This window comes from Paenibacillus sp. B46(2026) (assembly GCF_056786355.1).
The window spans coordinates 5,710,919-5,732,003 of the sequence record NZ_CM165907.1; the positions used below are offsets into that span (position 1 = coordinate 5,710,919).

Consider the following 21,085-nt stretch of genomic DNA (forward strand, 5'->3'; position numbering starts at 1 on the left):
CTGTAGGAAAGCCGAAACAAAGTTGCCAGACGGCAGGGCTGTAGGTGCTGAGAAAGAATGTTGGGCTGGGTAAAACCAAAGGATTTGAGCATTTTATCAGGTTGCCCTTGTGGGGCTTTTGTAAAACGTATAAAATAGGTACATCCCGTCCAATCTGGACGGCTTACTGTAAGACCGGGAGGGAAATAACGATGAGCGAAAATAACGAACCGAAAAAGGTCAGTTTGCAGGATGCTATACGCCAAAAGCTGGCGCAAAAGAAAGAACAAGTAAATTCCGGTAACCAATCCAGCGCCTACTTTGAAGGCGGACCGAAAGCGATGAAGAGTCAAAACAACAAGAAGCCCAACAACCAACGTCGCCGTACTGGTGGATCTTAGGTCTTAAAGACCCAGAGAAACCCATTGGATTACAAAAAGAACCGCAAGCCCTCTTCACAGAGGCTTGCGGTTCTTTTGTGTTCCTATGATAATGTGCCGTATGATGCTTAGTTTAAGCTTCTACCGGATACATTTTATTGCGCAGTTCTTTGATTTCATCACTTTCCAGATATTCGTCATAGCTCATTTGGCGATCAATGATGCCTGTCGGCGTAATTTCGATAATCCGGTTAGCAATCGTTTGAATGAACTGATGGTCATGGGATGTGAACAGCATTGTGCCGTCAAAATCAATCATACCATTGTTCAACGCTGTGATGGATTCGAGATCCAAGTGATTCGTAGGCTCATCCAGAATCAATGCGTTAGCACCAGTCTGCATCATTTTCGCCAGCATACAGCGAACTTTCTCGCCCCCGGAGAGTACACTTGCCTTTTTCAAGGATTCCTCACCTGAGAACAGCATACGTCCCAAGAATCCACGCAAGTACGTTTCATCCTGATCTTTGGAATATTGACGAAGCCAATCCACGAGAGTCATGTCTACACCGTCAAAATATTTGGAGTTGTCTTTTGGGAAATAAGCTTGAGTTGTTGTTACACCCCAAGTGTATTCGCCGCTATCCAATTCCGTTTCACCCATAAGAATATCAAACAATAGTGACTTGGCATTACCATTCGGGCCAACAAATGCGATTTTATCCCCTTTGTTCACGACAAAGCTGATATCATTCAACATGTTCACGCCATCAATCGATTTGCTGATGCGATCTACAGTCAACAATTGTTTACCTGCTTCACGCTCAGGCTTGAAGTTGATAAACGGATATTTACGGTTCGATGGACGAAGGTCATCCAGCGTGATTTTGTCGAGCTGTTTCTTCCGGGAAGTTGCTTGCTTCGATTTCGAGGCATTCGCAGAGAAACGTTGAATAAAGGCTTGAAGCTCTTTAATCTTCTCTTCTTTTTTCTTGTTGGCATCACGTTGCAACGCAAGTGCCAATTGGCTGGACTCGTACCAGAAGTCATAGTTACCTACGTACAGCTGGATTTTACCAAAGTCGATATCCGCAATGTGCGTACATACTTTGTTCAGGAAGTGACGGTCATGGGATACAACGATAACAGTACCTTCATAGTCCATCAAAAAGTTCTCAAGCCATTGAATGGATTCGAGATCCAAGTGGTTGGTAGGCTCATCGAGCAACAGGTTGTTTGGACGACCAAACAATGCTTGTGCAAGCAGGACACGAACTTTTTCGTTACCACTCAGTTCATTCATCTTCTTCTCGTGCATGTCACGGTCGATACCCAGACCGATCAGGAGTGCCGCTGCATCCGGCTCAGCATCCCAACCATTAAGCTCCGCAAATTCACCTTCAAGCTCACCTGCGCGCAGGCCGTCTTCTTCAGTGAAATCTGCTTTGGCATACAGCGTATCTTTTTCTTTCATAATGGCATAGAGACGACTATGACCCATAATTACCGTTTCGAGAACCGGATACTCATCATATTCAAAGTGGTTTTGCTTCAAAACGGCCATACGTTCGCCCGGGGTGATGTGCACCTCTCCCGAGTTTGATTCAATTTCACCGGACAAAATTTTCAAGAACGTGGATTTGCCGGCTCCATTGGCGCCGATCAGGCCATAACAGTTTCCTGGTGTGAATTTGATATTTACATCTTCAAAAAGTGCACGTTTTCCGTAGCGGAGCGTGATGCCGCTTGTACTGATCATTAAGCATACCATCCTTTATTGGTTAATCTGCATACTGCATGAATAGCAAGTTGCGTAAATCATGGATTCAATATCCCGATGCCTATTCTGGCACCATATTATAACACAAAAAAGCGGCAAATTCGAAAATTGGCCGCTTTTTACTTATTTAAAGATTTGGTAAATATACTGTTCATGCAGGCATACCCCTACATTAACATATTTGGCTCGCTTTTGTTAGTCCTGTTTGCTTTTCTCATGCCGTATCCGCAGGGTTTCACCATGACCAAGCACCCGAATCCGCTCTTTACCAATGCCTAGCCGCTTACGTTCGACTTCGAGCCGATCCAGTGCTTCCTTGGGCGTATCATCCGCCAGCTTGAATGTGCCGTAATGCATCGGCACCATGAGCTGGGAACCGGATTCAACGAACCCCTGCAGCGCTTCTTCGGGTGTCACATGCTGAGAAGTCATGAACCATTCTGGATCGTAGGCACCGATGGGCATCAAGGTAACACCAATATCAAAGCGCTCTCCAATCGTTTTGAAACCCTGGAAGTAACCTGTATCACCCACAAAATACAACACAGGCGGGCCGCCTGATTCTTTGGCTATTGCGTTCGTCCGCGTTTCCGTGGGTGATTGATCCTGATCACTTGTCGTTGCAGCACTTTCCGCTGCTGAGGTCATCACCGGATGGTTCGGTTCCAATACATAACCGCCCCAATGGGACGTATTGGTATCAAACAGCGTTCGGCGTGTCCAGTGCTGTGCAGGGACAAAGGTTATTTTGACTCCGCCAAGTACGATATGTTCCCACCACTTCATCTCCTGGCATCGATGGAATCCTTTGCGAATCATTTTGCGCTTCAGACCATCGGGTACGATCAGCAGCGTCTTGGCTGTAATCAGCTTACGCAAGGAAGCCAGATGCAGATGATCATAGTGGGAGTGGGAGATCAGAATGACATCCAATGGTGGAATGTCCTGAATCGGAATGCCGGGGGCACCAAGCCTGCGTTGAAATCCCATTTTTTCGGCCCATACCGGATCAGTCACGATGTTCAATCCATAGTACTGAATAAAAAACGTGGAGTGACCAATCCAGGTAATGGTGGTTTCCTCCCGGTTGGCATGCAGATAATCCAGTTCAGGCGGGTGTTTGGGCACGGTGTAGGAATAGTCCTTCACTTTGCTTCGCCGCTGCTCCCTCCATTGCTTGAATTCCTTCAGCGTCTTGTCCGTACTTACATTATCAATATTGTTATAACGGATTTTCGGCATGAAAGGGCCCTCCTCCCTTCCTTATAACTTAACAACAGATTACCCCAAACCGGAATGGACGTACCAGTGAATCAATCCTTCGGGTTTTTGTATGCCGCCAGATACACAAACAGAAAGACGATAGCAGCTACAATAATCAGGGGTGGAGCATACATAATGGTAAAGGTCTCAAAAAAACTTAGCCCAGTCACACCAGGGATTCCCGTGACTCCCTCAGTAGCTAAAGGATACAACGTGGGAGACATGAGCATGAACAAGAACATGTTCGGGTGCATGAACAGACTCATCCTTTCTTTTTACCAGAATTACCGCGTACATAATTGGCATCAAACAGGAACAGCTTCATAATCAGCACAAGTGAAGGAATGAGCACGAGTAGTCCCAGACTGAACGCTGTAATCAGCGCAATCCCCATCGTACGATTCGTAAAGCTGTCGTAAATATTAATGTAAGGATACAAAATATACGGAAGGTGAGATCGTCCGTAACCATACCAGGCAAAGGCAAACTGTAGCATAACAGCGATAAAGCACCAGCCTAGATATTTACTTTTCCACACCAGCGACACGGCAATGACAAAACAAATAAACGAAGCAATGAACATCCAGGAAATATTCACCATCTGCTCAAAGTGTGCGGGATTCTGTTTATTAATCTGAAGAAAAGCTAGAAAACTCGCAAAAATAGTAGGCAAGCTCCATAGCAGTGCATACTCCCGAAGCACTTCAAATGCCGGCTCATCCCCCGCCCGCTTGGCGTAATAGGACAGAAACATCGCCGAGATATAGAGCACACTGACCAGTGCAAGCAATACAACCGACCAGGTATAGGGATTCGTCAAAAATTCACGCCAGCGAAAAAATACCTGATCGCCCACCTGCTCAATGATCCCGCCTTCGGATATGGCCAAAATGGTGGAGAACACCGCTGGAATCAGCAATCCCGTCGCTCCGTACAATGCCATATAGATCCGGCTGTTCTTCCCATGATTGCCATAGGTATTATAGGCGTAATACACGCCCCGGATCGCAAGCAGTACGATAGCCAGGGAACCCGGAACCAGCAAGGCTGTCCCGTAATAAAAGGCACTGTCCGGATAAAATCCGACCAGTCCGACCACAAAAAAGATCAAAAACACATTTGTCACTTCCCACACGGGAGACAGGTAACGCTGAATGATGTTATGAATTTTGTTCTCGTGCCCGGTCAATATGCTATAAAAGCTGAAAAACCCGGCACCAAAATCAATGGAAGCAACGATCAGATATCCAAACAAAAACGTCCACAATATCGCGATGCCTGCAATTTCGAAACTCAATGCACGATCCCTCCTTCAAGCCCCAGCGTCTCCAGTTCCTTCTCTGCTTCCTTGTTACGGAACAGCTTGCTGAGTACCCGAATGCACGAGAAGCACAGGATTAGATACAGCAAGATGAACAACACCAGCATCCAGCCTACCGAGGTTGACGTTGTTGCGGCCTCCGATACCTTCATGTAGCCACGTAAAATCCAGGGCTGCCTGCCCACTTCGGCGAACATCCACCCCAGCTCAATGGCAATCATGGCAAGAGGCCCAAGGAAGACAATGCCAAGCAGCAGCCATTTGGGATATGGCTTACGCCCTGGTAACCACCGCCGCAGCACATATAACACGGGAATCATCAGGATGATCACTCCGGTTGTGACCTTCAGGTCGAACATATAGTGAATGGACAGTGGCGGCCTCAAGTCAGCCGGATATTCTTCGAGCCCCTTCACTTCTGTATCCGGGCGATTTCCTGCCAAAATGCTAAGTGCATAAGGAATTTCAATCGCGTATTTCACCTCGTTGTTCTCGTCAAGAATACCGCCATAGACGAGCGGTGCCTCTTTCATCGTCTTGAAATGCCACTCGGCGGCAGCCAGCTTCTCCGGCTGATATTTCGCCAGAAATTTACCGGAGGAGTCGCCGATCATAACGGTACTGATTGCAAATACGAGTGCAGACACCGTTGTGAGTTTAAGTGCTTTTTTGTAATACACGTGGTCCCGTCCCCGAAGCAAACTGAAGGCGGCTATGCCCGCCAGGACACCCGCACTCAAGGTGTACGATGAGGCGAGTACATGTGACACCTTGGTAGGTGTCGCTGGATTCAGCATCGCAGCAATCGGATGAATGTCCTTCATGATGCCATCAATCAGGGTGAATCCCTGCGGCTGGTTCATGAAAGAATTCACCGTTGTAATGAAGATCGCAGAGGCGGATGATCCCAGTGCTACCGGAATTAACAGCAGCATATGCGTATATTTCTTTTTAAAACGATCCCACGTATAGAGGTAAATCCCAAGAAAGATCGCCTCGATAAAAAAAGCGAACGTCTCCATAAACAGCGGCAAAGCAATGGCCTGACCCGCGACCCGCATAAACATCGGCCACAGCAAACTAAGCTGTAGTCCAATCGAGGTGCCAGTAACAACGCCAACGGCCACCGTGATAACAAAACCTCGCGCCCAACGGCGTGCCAGCAAGGTGTAATGAATATCATTGGTTCGCAGCCCTCGCCACTCAGCCAAGGCAATCATGAGGGGAACACCTACACCAATGGAGGCAAAAATGATATGCACAAACAGGGTAAGACCGGTCAATATCCGGCTGAGCAAAACAGGATCCAGGGATGACATGGTTACACTCCTCTTTCACATAATCGTTTATGTACGACAGCAGATCACTCTGCTTGAACGTGTGTCTCAATAACTCATGATTCGGATGATGCTTTTCACCACGGCATAAAGTACAACCACAGCTGCGACCAGACAGACGATGATGAGCGTTTTCTCTTGTTTACGAAACATATAGCCGACGTCCTCCTTTGGCATGGGATGCAAATTATGGCTCTATATACAGTGTGCAAAAGAACAGGTTTTTTTATCCGGGACATTAAAAAACAAAAAAAGCCCCTACCTCTCATGACGCTTTCGCGCCGAAAGGTAAAGGCTCTAACGGATTGATCTCATAACCATCGTTTTTTTAAAAGTGAATACAAATTCTTCATTCCTAATCATTATGTTCAGAGCAGCACGTCCTGTTTCGGCAGTCGAACCTTAAATGTGCTTCCTTTGTCGGGTGCAGATAGGAAGGACAGTGTACCGTTGTGATCTTCTACAATTTTGCGGGAAATGTACAATCCGATTCCTGTTCCTCCTATCTGTCGATGATCCGAATTATCCACACGATAGAATTTGTTGAACAGCATGTCCTTTTCTTTCTCGTCAATGCCTATTCCGTAATCACGCACGTCGATACATAACCATTCCTCTTCTTCCCATAGCGTAACATCAATTCGGTCGGCTCCCGGTGAGTATTTGACTGCATTACCCACCAGATTATGAAGTACCTGAACCATCCTATTCTGGTCAGCATAAGCAAAAAAGTCCCCATTAAACGTATGAACATGGATTCGCTGAACGGACTTCATATTCCACTGATCAACTACACCTTCTACCAGTTCAACCAGCGGTACATAGGTCATATGGTAGGTCATACCTTCGTTGTCGAGGCGCTGAATATCAAGCACATCATCCAGCAAACTGCTCAGCCTCATGCCCTCCGAGGAGATGGTCTGCATGAATTCCTGCCGTTGAGCTGCTGGAAGATCATACATCATCATTAATTCCACATACCCCATAATGGTGGCTACAGGTGTTCGAAGCTCATGGGATACCACGCTGATCAGTTCATTCTTCATCCGATCCAGCCGTTCTTCTCCTGTCCGGTCACGGAAGACCAGCAGAAATCCATGATTTTTACCCGGGACGTCCATCTGTTTCATATACAAGGAAAATAAACTTTTCTCCACATTGTTAAATATAAATTCAGTCTCGATAAATGCCGTTTCTCCATCCAGGAACGCTTTTGTCTGTTCCAACAGATTGAAGTTATCCGTCAATACCATCGTATCAATCGCCTGAGCCAGATCTTCAATGGATCTACCCAGGAAATTACCCAGACCAAACATCTCTTCTATCCTTCGGTTGACGATGGTTATATTGCCTAATCGATCAGACATGACGAGTCCTTCCCGAACAGACTCTATAAATTGCTCACTGATATCTCGCTGTTCCTGAATGGCAATCTTTTCATTGAACAACTCCGAGTTCAGCTTCTCCAGTGCAAGAGCATGACGTACACGATCTTCTTCTGCTCTTGTTCTCTCCGTAATGTCCTTAATAAACAGGTTATATAACGTCTCGGTCTTGCCGAGCTGGATTTCCACAATTTTGTACTCGATCGGAAAGACCGAACCATCTCGGCGAATTCCTGAAATTTCATCTACGATCGTGTATCTCTTACCTTCAACATATTCGAACCGCTCCAGCAATTTCTTGATCTCCCTGCAACTGGCCCCTTGAAAAAGAGATGGTGCCTCCTTGTGCAGGATCACTTCTTCCCGACGCAGTCCAAACATTCTTTCGGCCTCCGGGTTAAACTCAACGATCAGTCCATTGGAATCCACAGCGATAATCGCATCAATGGATGATTCAATAATCGCGTGTTTCACCTCTTCACTATTCTTGAGTTCCTTGGTACGCTCTATGACCCTGTCCTCCAGCGTTAACTTGTCGAGACGAATCTGTTCGAATTGTTCCAGCAGCACATCGGCCATTTTCCTCAAATTACCAATCAGAATCTGGACTTCAGTCACATGGCTGGTTGGCCACTCCATCTTCCCATTCCGAAACAGCAGTCTCGGGAGAGAGCCTGTCATCCTGGTTAGTCTTAACAACGGACTAACCACCTTACTGCTGAGTGGGGCCGCTACAATCATGGAAGCAACAATGATAATGAACAGGGATTGCAGTGTGGTCAGGTAGATCGATTCTATTCGGGGATAATACTTGGACGAGTCGGTCTCAATGAATACCCGATAAGGCGTTAAAGCTGTCCTCTCCGCTTCATAGATGAAAGAGGCGTGTTTCCAGTGATTCAATACATCGCTGTAATGAGTACTCTCAGAACTTAACAGGATGGGGTTATCCCCCATTTTCAGAAGACGGAAACCTTCCATATCCAGATACTCGCCAGCCTGCAGTGTATTCAAACCAGAAGCGACGACTGCATCATTTCGATCCAGCAAAATCACATTCACACCCAATAGATGATGATACCGCGCCATATTCTGATCCATATTCTCCGAGGTAACATACTGTTCGTCCAGATCCTGAACAACGGCACTCGCTGCATGTTTCATATCACGTATAATGGCATCATTCATTTGACTCAATTGTCTACGGCTATCTGCGGATAACAATAGGAGAGAAACAAATACCACGAAGGCGACTACGTATTTAAATGCAATTCTTGTGAGTGGAATGGTTCCTGTGCGCTTTGATTTGTGTTCACCCGTAGTAATCCAGAAATCCACCACAATTCCCGCGATCAGCGCGTTCACCATGCCAATTACGGCAATATACATATACTCATACTTCAAATCTTCTATATTCAAGCCCAATATATAATGCCCGCAATAGATGACCGGAAGTAACATCACTACCCAGAAGACAGCATTAGCCTTGATTAGGCTTCCATTCTTCCATCGGATCTGCCAACCGAGCATCCAGATCAGTTCAATGAAATGTGCAATCATTACAGTTAAATTCCGCGGCTCGAAGCCGACAACGATGGTATTCAGCAGATGGATGACTGTAAGGGTGACAAATCCATAGATAGCCCCATGCAAACGGAGAGCAATGAGTGCAGCTGCGCTGCCAACCATATACTGCACACCATAGAATAAAGTAAGCGGAAATATAGTGCTTAGTGAGCCAAGCATGATCAGAATGCTGGTACCATACCAAGGTATCCTCAGCTTCAGCACGACCCACTCCAGCAGTCGACTCGCCTTTATACGATCCATAAGCAACTGCCCTCGCGGCTGATTTTTTGTTCTGTATTTACCAACAACATTGGTTCCTCCTAAACACTTGCGCGGATACAATCTACTTTTTTTCCCCAAAAAATCGTTCTGATCCATTATACTGTAATTAACACTTGATGTAGCTTTGGGAAATTCTGATCGCTCGGCAAACAAACTGCATTCATGCTAAAATATTGAAGTTCATCTAAAAACACTACTCCCTATCTACATATACATCCTATATTCTGGGATAGAAACATTAAAAATTTTGCAGTATTTTTTAGCAAATCACAGCTTTTTTTTAGTATTTTCTTAACACATTATTTTCACCAGGAGTGTGACCCTATGACGATCAAAGTACTTCTTATAGAAGATGAGAAAAATCTGGCTGACATGATTGCTTTCTTTCTTGAGGAGGAAGGATACATCACGGAACGGGTTCATCATGCCCGCGAGGCACTTCAACTGTTCCCACAATTCCAGCCAGACATTGTTGTAACAGACCTCATGCTTCCTGAAACGGATGGGAACGATCTTGTAGAGGCCTTTCGCCAGCACTCCACTGTGCCGATTCTAATGATCTCAGCAAGCACGATGCTGAATGATCGACTTCGTGCTTTACATAATGGTGCGGATGACTTTCTGTGCAAGCCATTCAGCCTCAAAGAGCTGGACGCCAGAATTAAAGCCCTGCTGCGCAGATCTATCATTTCCTATCAGGATAAGCCAGCTAAAGAAGACAAACAGGCAGAGGTTACTGGACATGTGAATGTTAACGAGTACAGAAGAACCCTGTTTGTGGACGGCGTTGAGATCGAGGTCACTCATATTGAGTTTGAAATTATGAAGGAATTATACCGGAATCCGGGCAAAGTGTTCACCCGCAATGAGCTGATGGATCGGATCAAAGGTTCAGAGCGCGCCTACCTGGATCGAACGATTGATGTTCATATCTCAAGCCTGCGTAAAAAAATTGAGCCTGACCCCAAGAACCCACGTTATATCAAAACGGTGTGGGGAACAGGCTATAAATATGTGATCTAATTCGATCGTAATCATTAAAGTTAAAAACCTTTGGCCATATCCCTCTCTTATCTCATGGATAAGAGAGGGGGTCTGGCTATTTGTGATTCATATACAGAGGAATGCAGCCACTGCTCCATGTCTATGATCAGCTGATCCGGTTCTTGCTCGTTCCAGAGAATCATCTTCATCTCACCTGTACCTGTAATCAGTTGCAGGTGTCGCTTCCGAATCAGCGATTTGAAATCCGTAATGACCAGTAACGGAATCTGCGGCATAAAAGCCCGAATGGCATTGGCTGCTGACACCGCTTCTTCGGCAATCTGATAATCAACAATACAGTAACGGGAGTTTTCCCAACTTCCCCGGTGCGTTTCGATCACAGAACCGGATGGTGCATCGGCAATCCAATTCCTGAACAATTGAATAATATTCTCATATGCAATACGACGTTTTCCATCCGAGAGAACGGTAATAGGTTCCATAGGTATGACCTCCTGTTGATTCTTCCTCTTATTGTGTCAATTCTCGTTTAAAAATGTTTGTGCGTGAACATGAAAGAAGTGTTAACAATTTTCGTACTTCTTCACATACTGTGTCAGTCACGACTAGGTCTTTTCTGGATGATTTCGCAGATTCCACACATTGATGTAAAATAGAGAAATACCCGTGTGATTTAATTTACGGGAAGTTAGAGATGAAACTGGTATCTTAGGAGGTTACACCAATGAATATAATTTCCATTGAACCCACGCCAAGTCCAAATACGATGATGTTGCATCTCGATGAGCGTCTGGAGGACGGGATTCGCAGAACATATACGCTGGACAACGAACGATCCGCTCCGGCGTTCATTCGCCAGATGCTTCATATTCCTGGCGTAAAGAGCGTATTCCACACAACAGACTTTGTGGCGCTTGATCGCAAAGGAAATGCAGACTGGTCCGTCATTCTGGGTGAAGTCCAAAATCGCCTTGGACAGCAAGGCATCGATCTGGACTGGATTGACTCCGAAGATAGCTCAGGCGAGCACTTCGGAGAAGCACAGGTATTCGTTCAGTTCTTCCGAGGCGTACCCATGCAAATCAGGGTCAAGGCCGGGGTCAAGGAAGAACGAATCTCGTTGTCGGACCGCTTTGTCAAAGCCGTGACAGAAGTCGCCAGTGCAACGATGATCAAAGAACGCAAACTGAGTGATTATGGCGTTCGATATGGCGAATTACCGGACATCGCACGGGAAGTCGAACAGGAACTCGAAGCCGCTTACCCACCGGAACGACTGGAGCAGCTCATCCAACAGGCCATTGAACATGGCACCAAATCAGAAGAGTTCGTTGAGCGCCGTCGCGAATTGGATGGAGCCGAACTTGAAGAGGCTCTGCGGAGTGACGATTGGAATGTTCGCTATGCAGCGTTTGACGGCATGGAACCTACGGCAGAAAGACTGCCCCTCGTAGCCCATGCCCTGCATGACAACAAAATGCAGATTCGCCGCTTGGCCGTGGTATACCTGGGTGACATTCGTACACCGGAAGCGATGGAACTGCTGTATGAAGCGCTCCAGGACAGTTCTCCTGCGGTACGCCGTACGGCCGGGGATACCTTGTCTGATATCGGTGATCCTGCCGCCACTCCAGCCATGACAGCAACGTTATCCGATAAAAGTAAACTTGTACGCTGGCGTGCAGCACGTTTTCTATATGAGGTCGGAACAGAAGAAGCAGAACAAGCCTTGCGAGTTGCAGCCGATGATCCCGAATTTGAAGTCAGCCTACAGGCCAAAATGGCTCTGGAGCGGATCGAATCGGGCGAACAGGCTGCTGGAACGGTATGGCAGCAGATGGCTGGCCGTAACAAGAAAGAGGAATAGTCGTCCCTCAGACCTCACATCCAACAATTGTTATTGCACTGGAAAACCATGCGCGTTATACTGATTGTCTGTTTACTAAACAGGACACACGGTGTTAAGTTGTGTTGTTCATAATTTCATAGACAATAGATACACCTCATCCATTAATGGTGAGGTAGAGGTCGCGGGTGCGATCAGTACGCTGAAGGAGGCGCTAAGGAGCCGCTTATGAAATCAGCCGAAAGGTGTACCCGCCGAAGCTCACTGGACGTTCCTTATACGGTCCGGTGGGCTGGGGCTGCTGTCGAAAGGCGCAGAACTGTCACGGAAGTATTTCCTTTATAAAAGGGTATGAATTCTTCTGTGTTGAGCTATCTTAATCATCTGGGACATGGTGCGGACATTGAAATATTAAAGACCGCAGGCTGATGCCTGTGGTCGTTTTGTTTATGAATTCAGGTATCGCAAACATCAGTATATCGAATGAAGGAGTGTTTCCATGCAAGACCGCAGTAACCCAACAACGACTGGACCTTCCCTGAAAAAAGGATTACGCGCACGCCATATGACGATGATCGCCCTCGGTGGCTCCATTGGTACCGGGCTGTTCCTCGCAAGTGGTACCGCCATCTCAACCGCAGGCCCTGGTGGAGCTTTAATTGCCTATGCGGCTGTCGGCATCATGGTCTATTTCCTGATGACCAGCCTTGGTGAGCTTGCTACCTTTATGCCGGACTCCGGTTCATTTAATACGTATGCCGCACGATTTGTCGATCCAGCCCTTGGGTTCGCCATGGGCTGGAACTTCTGGTACAACTGGGCGGTGACCATTGCAGCAGAGCTTGCTGCCGCTACTGTACTCATTAAATACTGGTTCCCCGACAGTTCATCCATGTTATGGAGCTTGTTATTCCTCGTGCTGATCTTTGCCTTGAATGTCCTGTCCGTCAAAGGCTACGGAGAGTCCGAGTACTGGTTCGCCATTATCAAAGTAGCTACCGTTATTATTTTCCTGGCCGTTGGTGTGCTCATGATCTTCGGTATTATGGGTGGAGAAGCAGTTGGCTTCAGTAACTTCACCATAGGTGATGCACCCATCCATGGCGGATTCTTCGCAGTGCTTGGCGTGTTCATGGCTGCGGGATTCTCATTCCAGGGTACAGAGCTTATCGGGGTAGCTGCTGGTGAGAGCGAAAATCCGCGTGAAAACGTACCTCGTGCAATTCGTCAGGTATTCTGGCGCATTCTGATTTTCTACATTTTGGCGATTACCGTGATCAGTCTGATCATTCCGTATACCCATCCGAATCTGCTCAAAGGCGATTTGGAAAATATCGGTGTCAGCCCGTTTACACTGGTGTTTGAGAAAGCTGGACTCGCCATTGCGGCTTCCGTGATGAATGCCGTTATTCTAACCTCCGTACTCTCTGCCGGTAACTCAGGCATGTATGCTTCAAGTCGGGTTCTCTATGCCCTTGCCCGAGATGGTAAAGCTCCTCGTTTCCTGGGCAAGCTGAATAAAAAAGGCATTCCAATGAATGCACTTTTGCTCACGACGGCTGTTGGTATGCTGGCATTCCTTGCCTCCCTGTTCGGGGATGGTATTGTGTATACCTGGTTGCTGAATGCATCCGGCATGTGTGGTTTCATCACTTGGCTTGGAATCGCCATAAGTCATTATCGCTTCCGTCGTGCTTACGTTGCACAAGGCAGAGATCTGAGTGAGCTGCCTTATCGTGCACGTTGGTTCCCGTTTGGTCCAATTTTCGCCTTTGTCCTGTGTATTATCGTAATCATCGGACAGAACTATCAGGCATTCACGGGTGACCAGATCGACTGGAGCGGAGCCATCGTCGCTTACCTGAGCGTACCGCTGTTCCTGGTGCTGTGGCTGGGTTACAAATGGATCAAGAAGACCAAAGTGGTGCCGCTGCAGGAATGTGATTTCACACCTACGGATTCACCAGCGGATAAGCAATAACGAGGCAATATTTACACATGCCACTTCTATGACAGAACTAGTCCTCTACGTTCTCATGTAAATGATTGGTTCAACTTATACAGCTGATACGATCTGACTCCATATCATAAAACATCCCCGTGGCGTTGCAGTTTTCCTACTGTAGCGATACGGAGATATTTGTTTGGAATCGGCTATCAACCTGAACATTCCTGTATGTCCTTTCGTTCCTGTCCATATTTTGTATAGATTCATACGTAAAATAGAAAGGTACATGATTTTTCTTGGACAACGGGAGTTGAAGCATAATGAAAAAAATCTCTATCCTGCTCATTCTACTGGGAATTCTGGTCGTCAGTTTTCCTTTCCTGCGGGAAACGTATTATGACTGGCAGCAAACCCGTGTGATGAACGAGCTGGAGCAGTTGCAAAATGGCTTGTCTAAACTTAATCACTCCTTTGAACAAGGCATACAGGATGCAGCTTCTAACGAGCCGACTACGAATAGTACAAGTGCAGTGCAAGAAGCCAATTCAGATACTCTGGGAGTTCTGTCGATTGACAAGATCGATGTCCGCCTGCCCATTTTGGAGGGAGCAACGGAAGACAACATGAAGGTAGCCGCAACCCATCTTGTCGAAACCACTAGGATCGGGAACAAAGGTAATGCCGCCATAGCCGCTCATCGCGCCCACAAAAAAGGACGACTGTTCAATCGCCTGGGAGAACTCCAGATTGGGGATACGATGCAAGTCACCTTGGCAGATCAAACGATTATCCAATACAGGGTAGATCAGATCTCCGTTGTGGAGCCGAATGACTTGTCTGTGCTGGAAGACCCGGGACTTGGACAGGTCCTCACCTTGATTACCTGTGATCCACTCATCAATCCAACACATCGGTTAATTGTAAGAGCTATTGAAGTGAATCCAGAGGTTGCCGGATTTTAATCTTTCCTGAGGTGCAGCTGAAATAAAATACCCTCTAGTATATTCACACGGTGACCCTGGGTCTCCGTTGTGAATGCTAGAGGGTATTTTTATCTGAATAATATGATCTGTTCCTGCTTTACGTGCTGCGATCTAGCGCTGAAGCAGTTGTCTGCGTCGGAAGTACATGTATCCCGCACTACCTAATGCCATCAGCATCATACCTGCGACAGTGAAAGCCAGTGTGCTCTCTTCGCCTGTCTTCGGCAGCATTCCCTGTGATACAGAGTTTCCGGTCTGCTGTGATGGAGAATTTTCATTGCCCTGTGATCCATCTGTGTCCGTTCCAGCAGGAGGAGCCAGTGCGCTATCCCCATCCGTCGTATCTGTATCCCCAACTGGAGGTGCAGTGTCATCACCGTTCGAAACGCCAGGTGACGGAGGCGTTAGCCCGTTATCTTCACCTGTTGGAATTTCGGTTTCGTCTTCAGGTTCAGTAGGTTCAGTAACAACAGTGCCTGGGATAGACGGTTCTGGTGTTCCAGGTTCCGGTGTTACTGGTTTACCCGGATCTGGTGTTACACCCGTAGTAGGTGTTCCCGGATTGTAAGGTCCACTCGATCCACCTGATACCGGCATAGCCTGATTTGTTTTTTCCACAATTACGACTTCGGTTTGTGTATTCGTAATTTCAAATGATACTGGGGTTGGGTCTAAGATATATCCACTAGGTGCTTTTATCTCAACCAACTGATATTTGTTGATATCCAAGTCTTCAAGTACAATTTCACCTTGTTGATTGGTGGTCAATGTCGCTTCATCTAGACCTGTTACCTTATGGAACACCCAATTCCCATTTGCGTCCATCAATGCAGTTTGAGCACGTAATTCAAATACAGCTCCCTGCAATTGTTGGGTTCTGCTTGCGTTGAACTTAATCAGTTTCACGGAACGATCATTTTCTTTATTTTCAATGGTCAATCGGATTTCAGGTTTGGTAATGGATACAGGCGTCTCAGGCTGTTCAATAACAAAGCCTTCTGCCTTGGTCTCTACCAATGTATAGGAACCATAAGCCAACCCGTCAAATTCAATGACACCGTTCAGGTCCGTTAGTTTAGTATCAATAACCGTGTGAGAAGGATCACGCAGTTCGAATTCAATTCCGCTTAATACAGACTGATCCTTGGCATTTACTTTGGTAACGACAAGTTTACCACCCGTACCCATTGCATTAGACTTCGTCAATGTAATAATCTCCGTCTGATTCTCTACAATGGTGAACGGAATTGGTGTAGCATCCAATTGATAAAACTCAGGTGCCACGACTTCTACCAGCTCATAATCCCCTGGCAAAAGCCCACCTTTGGCGATCTTCCCATCTTCCCCTGTCGTTAACTCATCGATTTTCTCTCGGTTTGCGCCGTCCTTGTAGTACAATTCGAAAGTTGCTCCCTGGAGTGTCTGAGATGAGTCCACAACATCTACCTTGGTTAATTCAAAGCCTTGACGAATCTTTTTATTTTCAATCTCAAAGGCAATATCTGCATCCTTGAATTCAATCGTTTTGCCTGAAGCAGAGCCATACTCCGGATCAACCAAGTATCCTGCCGGGGCAGATAATTCTTTCAATTTGTAAGGCAAGCCATTGGTCAGATTGTTCAATCGATAGTTTCTGGAGCTTTCAACCACTCCATTCTCGTCCGTCGGTTTCAATGTTTCCAGAAGTGTAGTTCCAGACGCATTATAGATTGCAAATATTGCACCCTCCAGCGGTAGTCCTGTATCACTAACTTTGTGAATTCTGATCTTGCCCAGACCTGTGGAGGCTCCTCCACCGGCTCCAGCCAAGGAAACTTTGATTCCCGACTGATTACCTTCACCGACTACGGAGGAAGATTGGCCTGCAAATTCAACCTTATTCTCAATTCGGGCGCCATGATCGGCATTAATATAAGACTGATATTCCAAAATGAATGCCGTATGGATATCTTTCTTGAAGGTGAAGGTAAATGTATTGCCCTCCACATCCAATTCATAATCAGCCGGATCAACAAGTCCAGCTTTGGTGGATATATTGCCTGAATTGTTGGCAGGTAAATTGGTTGTATATAATTTCAATGAATCAGCCAATAAAATTTGGTTCTCCGACAGGGTATCTGTTAGTTGAGTACCCGCAGGAATATAAGATTGACTTGGATTGATATTTACCGTCCATGATGCTTTATCCGATGTACCTTCTTGCTTCCCTGTTTTGCGCACGTATACACCACCGTGAGCAGGTGTAACACTGGCTGATCTATTAAATCGTATTGCACCGCCCTCACCGTCCGTCAGAACAGCCTCGTTGGCATATGTGCCTACAACGGAATATGGTCCATCCAGACTTGTTTGGTACTGAATACGATAAGCCATTTTGCCCATGTTACCCAGATCCAATGCAAAACCTTTACCGTCCGGGTTCAGCTGGAATTGACCAGGTGTGAGTGGTACTTCGCTACCTACAGCAGTAACATTATTGGCTCCCTGTAATTCTAACTCATGAACCTTCAATGAACCGTCTACGAAAGATTGGTTGCCGGTGTAGGCATCCTTGAGGATTGCATCCTGAATATCAAACAAATTGTAGTTTACATCAATTGTCCAGGTGATCGTTTTATCTTTGGCGCTATATTCACCCTTCTTGTTACCATTTTGAATCGTGTAGTCCTGCGGTTTGACCGCAGCAGATTTTGTAATCTCAGTCTGTTTTACATCAGACTCTTCCCATTCGATCTTAGCCGAGTTACGATATTCATCATCCGTTGGCATACCTGCTGTCGGATCAAAGCTTGTCGTATAGCTAATAACATGCTCCGTACTGAGCGTGACGCCGTCCTTCAAGCGAAGTGAGAATCCTTTTTCATACGTTGGATCAGCCGGGTCTGGAATCAGTTCGAAGTCGTCCTTGTTAACACCACTCACTTGAAGACTGCCCGGAATCAGTTTCATATGTCTGCCTTCGTAATGATCGGTGATGACGATATCCGTCATGTCCTGCAAATCACGGTTCAAGACCATCTGCCATTCAATTTCTTTTGTGTTGAAGTTTTCACTGTTTACACTCTTTGCAAAAATGACTTCCTGAATGTCTCTTCGGCCTGTTTTTGAAGTACCATCATACATGTTCACTGTGTTCGTAATGGTATCATTCGTGTAGACTCGGGCAATGGATTGTGTGTCATATTCGATCTCATAGGCCTTTGTAATATCGTTCTTAAAATGTAATCTGAAGCCGTCATCGAACCCTGTATTCATTCGGATTAATCAATGTTCTGTTCGAAGCCGCTCCGCTCGCATTAATATCCACTTGGTACACTTTGACGGAATTGTTGATCAGTTTCTGTTTCGCTGTATCAAAGCGGTCTTCAATCCATGCGTTCGTCTGCATGATTTCTTGCTGATTATAGTTATATTGTACTTTCCATGTGATCGTCTGTGTCACGGGATCATACGCACTATCTTGCCCTGACTTGTTCAAAGGCTCATTAAAACTCACACGAACTCGGCCAATATCCGTTTCGTTATGTTCGTTCTGGTCTGTAGTAAGCGCAACCTGATTTTGATACTCCACGTTGGTGAACGGAGCAGTGGTTGGTGCTTTAACACTCGTCGTATAGGTTACACGATAGGCCTTGTCTGTGTCTCCCAATACAATTGGAAACTGTGGTTCCGTTTGAACTACTAGACCTTCTTTTACAGATCCATTCAATTGCACTTCCAATTCGTGAATTTCAATATTGCCCTTGAGTTCCAGGTTTGTTGGCAACGTATCTGTAAGAACAGCATTTTTCATAGCTTTCTCGCCTTGGTTAAAATCTACGGTCCATTTAATTTCATCCGAGTTGAAGTTATTTTTGTTCGCGCTTCCCGATTTCTTCAACTTATCTATGGCTGTGTTGGCAAAATGCACATCAATGATGCCCTGCCCTGCGGAACTAAAGTCTATCTGTTGTTTCAAGCCATCTTCCATCTTGCTCTCATCGAACTTGATCCACACGTAGAAGTTGCCTTCCAGCTTCGCTTGCTCGATCAGTTCATTAAAAGTAAAGATGATTGTGCCATCTGGATTGACCACATACTCCCCAACACCGCCATCCAGATTGCCCTTAAGCTGTGATCCAATGATGAATTTATCCGGCAAGTTGAAGGTGTACGTGGAACCATCGCTGTAGTTGTGCGTGTCATCTGCGAGTCCCCATGTAAAGACTACAGCCACCTCATCCTGAATACGTGGACGAATATCCTTGATCTTATCGCCTTTGATTTCAATCGTACCATCCCCATTGTCTTGAGGGGCCTGATTGTACATTTCAACACTTGTAATCAAATGCTCTGTAATCACCGGGCCTGCGGATGCACTAAGCAAACGCATCGCAATTTCCTCCTGATCTTCTGGAGTACTGGCATCCTCCTCTTCTTCCGGATTGGCAGCAACGTCAACGTTGTCCAGATCTCCCAAATCTGCGGAACCTTCTTCTGACGCTGTATCGCTCATTGCACTGGCTGGCAGGTTAGTCATTTCATCCTGAGCGTACATCGTTGGTGTAAGTATCCAACCCTGCATCATTTGCGTGACCAGCAACAGTGCAATGATCACTATGCTCACTTTTTTCCTCATTTTTTGCATATCCTCCTCTTGCGTAATGTGTGCGTACGCCGAAGAATAGGATAACAAATCCAAATATACAAAAAAATAGACAATTCTCAAATCCTCGTTATTGAAGATAAAATTGAACGCAAAAAAGGACACTCCTCAAGCGGAGCATCCTGTTCAAAACGATTATTATAACGTCCAGTTAATTTTGACACGCAGATCCGTGGTACCTTCCATTTTGGACACATAGTAGGATATCGATTTCATGCCAAGCTGGTACAAATCCTGCAAATCTTCAATCAGCCCAGCCTCAGTACCCTTGTACCTGAATGTGAGCGAGGTTCCGCCTTCCTTCAGCTTACTCTGAACCTTGGTCTTCAGCGCAGCATGGCCTTTAACGGCATCCTGTTCATCATACAGGGAATAGTCGAGAGCGTGGTACAGCTTCTGATACGCAGCCTTTTTGCTATCTCCGGCCTTCACCAGCTTCAGTAAAGCTTCCCGATAAGGAGTTGGCGCAGCTGGATACTTGCTTTTGCCTGTCCAGACATGGTCACGTTCCATCTCATCATCGCTCAGCAGATAATAGCTATGACTTACCTTACCTTTGCGGTCAGGAGTAGGGTCATCCCAAGTCGTATCCATGTGATACCACTTGCCGTCCAGGTTCACGATATTCCAGGCATGAAGCTGCCCACCCGCTGTACCTTCCACAATCCGATTATCGATACCTACTCGCTCCAGCATCCGATATGCCAGCAGTGAATATCCCTGACAGACGGTACTGCCTGTAACAAGCCCGTCGTAGGCCGTATATTTCTTCAAAGAGGTGTCGTAAGAAAGGTTAAGCACAATCCAATCATGGATGACCTTGACCTTCTCATGATCCGTCATGCCTGGTTTGATGATTTCTTTCAGCACGTTCGTTACTTTACGATTCACATAATCGGTCTGTTCCTTGGTCTCCCGGTAGGAGAGAGTTACATGTACCTCGGCTGACACATTGGAACCTTTATAATTAAATGCATAGCTTTTAACGGTATATTGAATATAGGGGTCACTCTTCATTGCCTCATCGATGGAGGTTTGCAATTGTTTTTTGAGGCCTTTCACATTGCCTTTGTATGTAAAAACAAGTTCCTCCGTTCGCTGTGACATTGCCGTAAGCAAGGTCTGGCGCAGATCCGTAGTCGTGGAGATATCTGATGTTCCCGATGCGGCATACAGCTGATCCAGATCAACTGTGCGTGGCAACGCTACAGCAATCAGGCAGCCTGCCAGCAATATGGTGATAATACGTTTCCCGTTCTTGCCCATGAAAGGAACCCACCCCTCTTTGCAAAGTTCTCACGCCCTATTGTATCACAAAAGGCTCTGTCGTCATTCTTCTATATAATTTTTGTGAAAATTAAA

15 protein-coding genes and 1 riboswitch are annotated in these 21,085 nt (G+C 46.2%); of the genes, 5 read left to right on the top strand and 10 right to left on the bottom strand.

Features of this window, described 5'->3' with window-relative positions:
- Positions 1–191 precede the first annotated feature (191 nt).
- On the top strand, positions 192–380 hold the full coding sequence (locus tag AC1S8V_RS25425) for a hypothetical protein (protein WP_482071245.1): 189 nt from the start codon (positions 192–194) through the stop codon (positions 378–380).
- Between the two features lie 112 nt (positions 381–492).
- Here the strand turns inward: AC1S8V_RS25425 and AC1S8V_RS25430 are convergent, their stop codons facing one another.
- From AC1S8V_RS25430 to AC1S8V_RS25455, 6 genes are all read right to left on the bottom strand, one after another.
- Entirely contained in the window at positions 493–2,118 is a 1,626-nt protein-coding gene (locus AC1S8V_RS25430; protein WP_482071246.1) for an ABC-F family ATP-binding cassette domain-containing protein, read from the bottom strand.
- Positions 2,119–2,334: 216 nt separating this feature from the next.
- The gene (locus AC1S8V_RS25435) at positions 2,335–3,381 is read right to left on the bottom strand and encodes an MBL fold metallo-hydrolase (protein WP_482071247.1); all 1,047 of its coding nucleotides are present in this window, start codon (positions 3,379–3,381) and stop codon (positions 2,335–2,337) included.
- A 71-nt stretch (positions 3,382–3,452) separates the two neighbouring features.
- Positions 3,453–3,656 (bottom strand): cytochrome bd oxidase small subunit CydS family protein, encoded by a 204-nt coding sequence (gene cydS, locus AC1S8V_RS25440; protein ID WP_482071248.1) that lies wholly within the window; start codon positions 3,654–3,656, stop codon positions 3,453–3,455.
- Positions 3,657–3,664: 8 nt separating this feature from the next.
- Positions 3,665–4,699 (bottom strand): cytochrome d ubiquinol oxidase subunit II, encoded by a 1,035-nt coding sequence (locus AC1S8V_RS25445; RefSeq protein ID WP_482071249.1) that lies wholly within the window; start codon positions 4,697–4,699, stop codon positions 3,665–3,667.
- Positions 4,696–6,042 carry a cytochrome ubiquinol oxidase subunit I gene (locus AC1S8V_RS25450; RefSeq protein ID WP_482071250.1) on the bottom strand — a complete coding sequence of 449 codons (1,347 nt, stop codon included), beginning with the start codon at positions 6,040–6,042 and terminating at the stop codon, positions 4,696–4,698. Before AC1S8V_RS25450 ends, AC1S8V_RS25445 begins: the two co-directional genes overlap by 4 nt.
- Positions 6,043–6,428: 386 nt before the next feature.
- Positions 6,429–9,275, bottom strand: a complete 2,847-nt coding sequence (locus tag AC1S8V_RS25455) for a PAS domain-containing sensor histidine kinase (protein WP_482071251.1) — start codon at positions 9,273–9,275, stop codon at positions 6,429–6,431.
- A gap of 345 nt (positions 9,276–9,620) precedes the next feature.
- Between AC1S8V_RS25455 and AC1S8V_RS25460 the strand changes: the two genes are divergently transcribed.
- On the top strand, positions 9,621–10,319 hold the full coding sequence (locus AC1S8V_RS25460) for a response regulator transcription factor (protein WP_482071252.1): 699 nt from the start codon (positions 9,621–9,623) through the stop codon (positions 10,317–10,319).
- A 47-nt stretch (positions 10,320–10,366) separates the two neighbouring features.
- On the opposite strand, the gene AC1S8V_RS25465 is transcribed toward AC1S8V_RS25460, so the two are convergent.
- Positions 10,367–10,783, bottom strand: coding sequence for a hypothetical protein (locus tag AC1S8V_RS25465; protein ID WP_482071253.1), 417 nt, complete (start codon positions 10,781–10,783; stop codon positions 10,367–10,369).
- A 242-nt stretch (positions 10,784–11,025) separates the two neighbouring features.
- On the opposite strand from AC1S8V_RS25465, the gene AC1S8V_RS25470 reads away from it, so the two are divergent.
- From AC1S8V_RS25470 to AC1S8V_RS25480, 3 genes are all read left to right on the top strand, one after another.
- Entirely contained in the window at positions 11,026–12,168 is a 1,143-nt protein-coding gene (locus AC1S8V_RS25470) for a virulence factor (protein ID WP_482071254.1), read from the top strand.
- Between the two features lie 147 nt (positions 12,169–12,315).
- A riboswitch (Lysine riboswitch) is annotated at positions 12,316–12,529 on the top strand.
- Positions 12,530–12,646: 117 nt separating this feature from the next.
- The gene (locus AC1S8V_RS25475; RefSeq protein ID WP_482071255.1) at positions 12,647–14,128 is read left to right on the top strand and encodes an amino acid permease; all 1,482 of its coding nucleotides are present in this window, start codon (positions 12,647–12,649) and stop codon (positions 14,126–14,128) included.
- Positions 14,129–14,415: 287 nt separating this feature from the next.
- Positions 14,416–15,057, top strand: coding sequence for a class D sortase (locus AC1S8V_RS25480; RefSeq protein WP_482071256.1), 642 nt, complete (start codon positions 14,416–14,418; stop codon positions 15,055–15,057).
- Between the two features lie 132 nt (positions 15,058–15,189).
- Here the strand turns inward: AC1S8V_RS25480 and AC1S8V_RS25485 are convergent, their stop codons facing one another.
- The 3 genes from AC1S8V_RS25485 to AC1S8V_RS25495 all read right to left on the bottom strand — a co-directional run bounded on the left by AC1S8V_RS25485 (position 15,190) and on the right by AC1S8V_RS25495 (position 20,989).
- Positions 15,190–18,333, bottom strand: coding sequence for a SpaA isopeptide-forming pilin-related protein (locus AC1S8V_RS25485; RefSeq protein WP_482071257.1), 3,144 nt, complete (start codon positions 18,331–18,333; stop codon positions 15,190–15,192).
- Positions 18,314–19,696, bottom strand: coding sequence for a collagen binding domain-containing protein (locus AC1S8V_RS25490; RefSeq protein ID WP_482071258.1), 1,383 nt, complete (start codon positions 19,694–19,696; stop codon positions 18,314–18,316). The genes AC1S8V_RS25485 and AC1S8V_RS25490 overlap by 20 nt, the downstream gene beginning before the upstream one ends.
- 165 nt (positions 19,697–19,861) lie before the next feature.
- Positions 19,862–20,989, bottom strand: a complete 1,128-nt coding sequence (locus AC1S8V_RS25495) for a transglutaminase domain-containing protein (RefSeq protein ID WP_482071259.1) — start codon at positions 20,987–20,989, stop codon at positions 19,862–19,864.
- Positions 20,990–21,085: the final 96 nt, after the last annotated feature.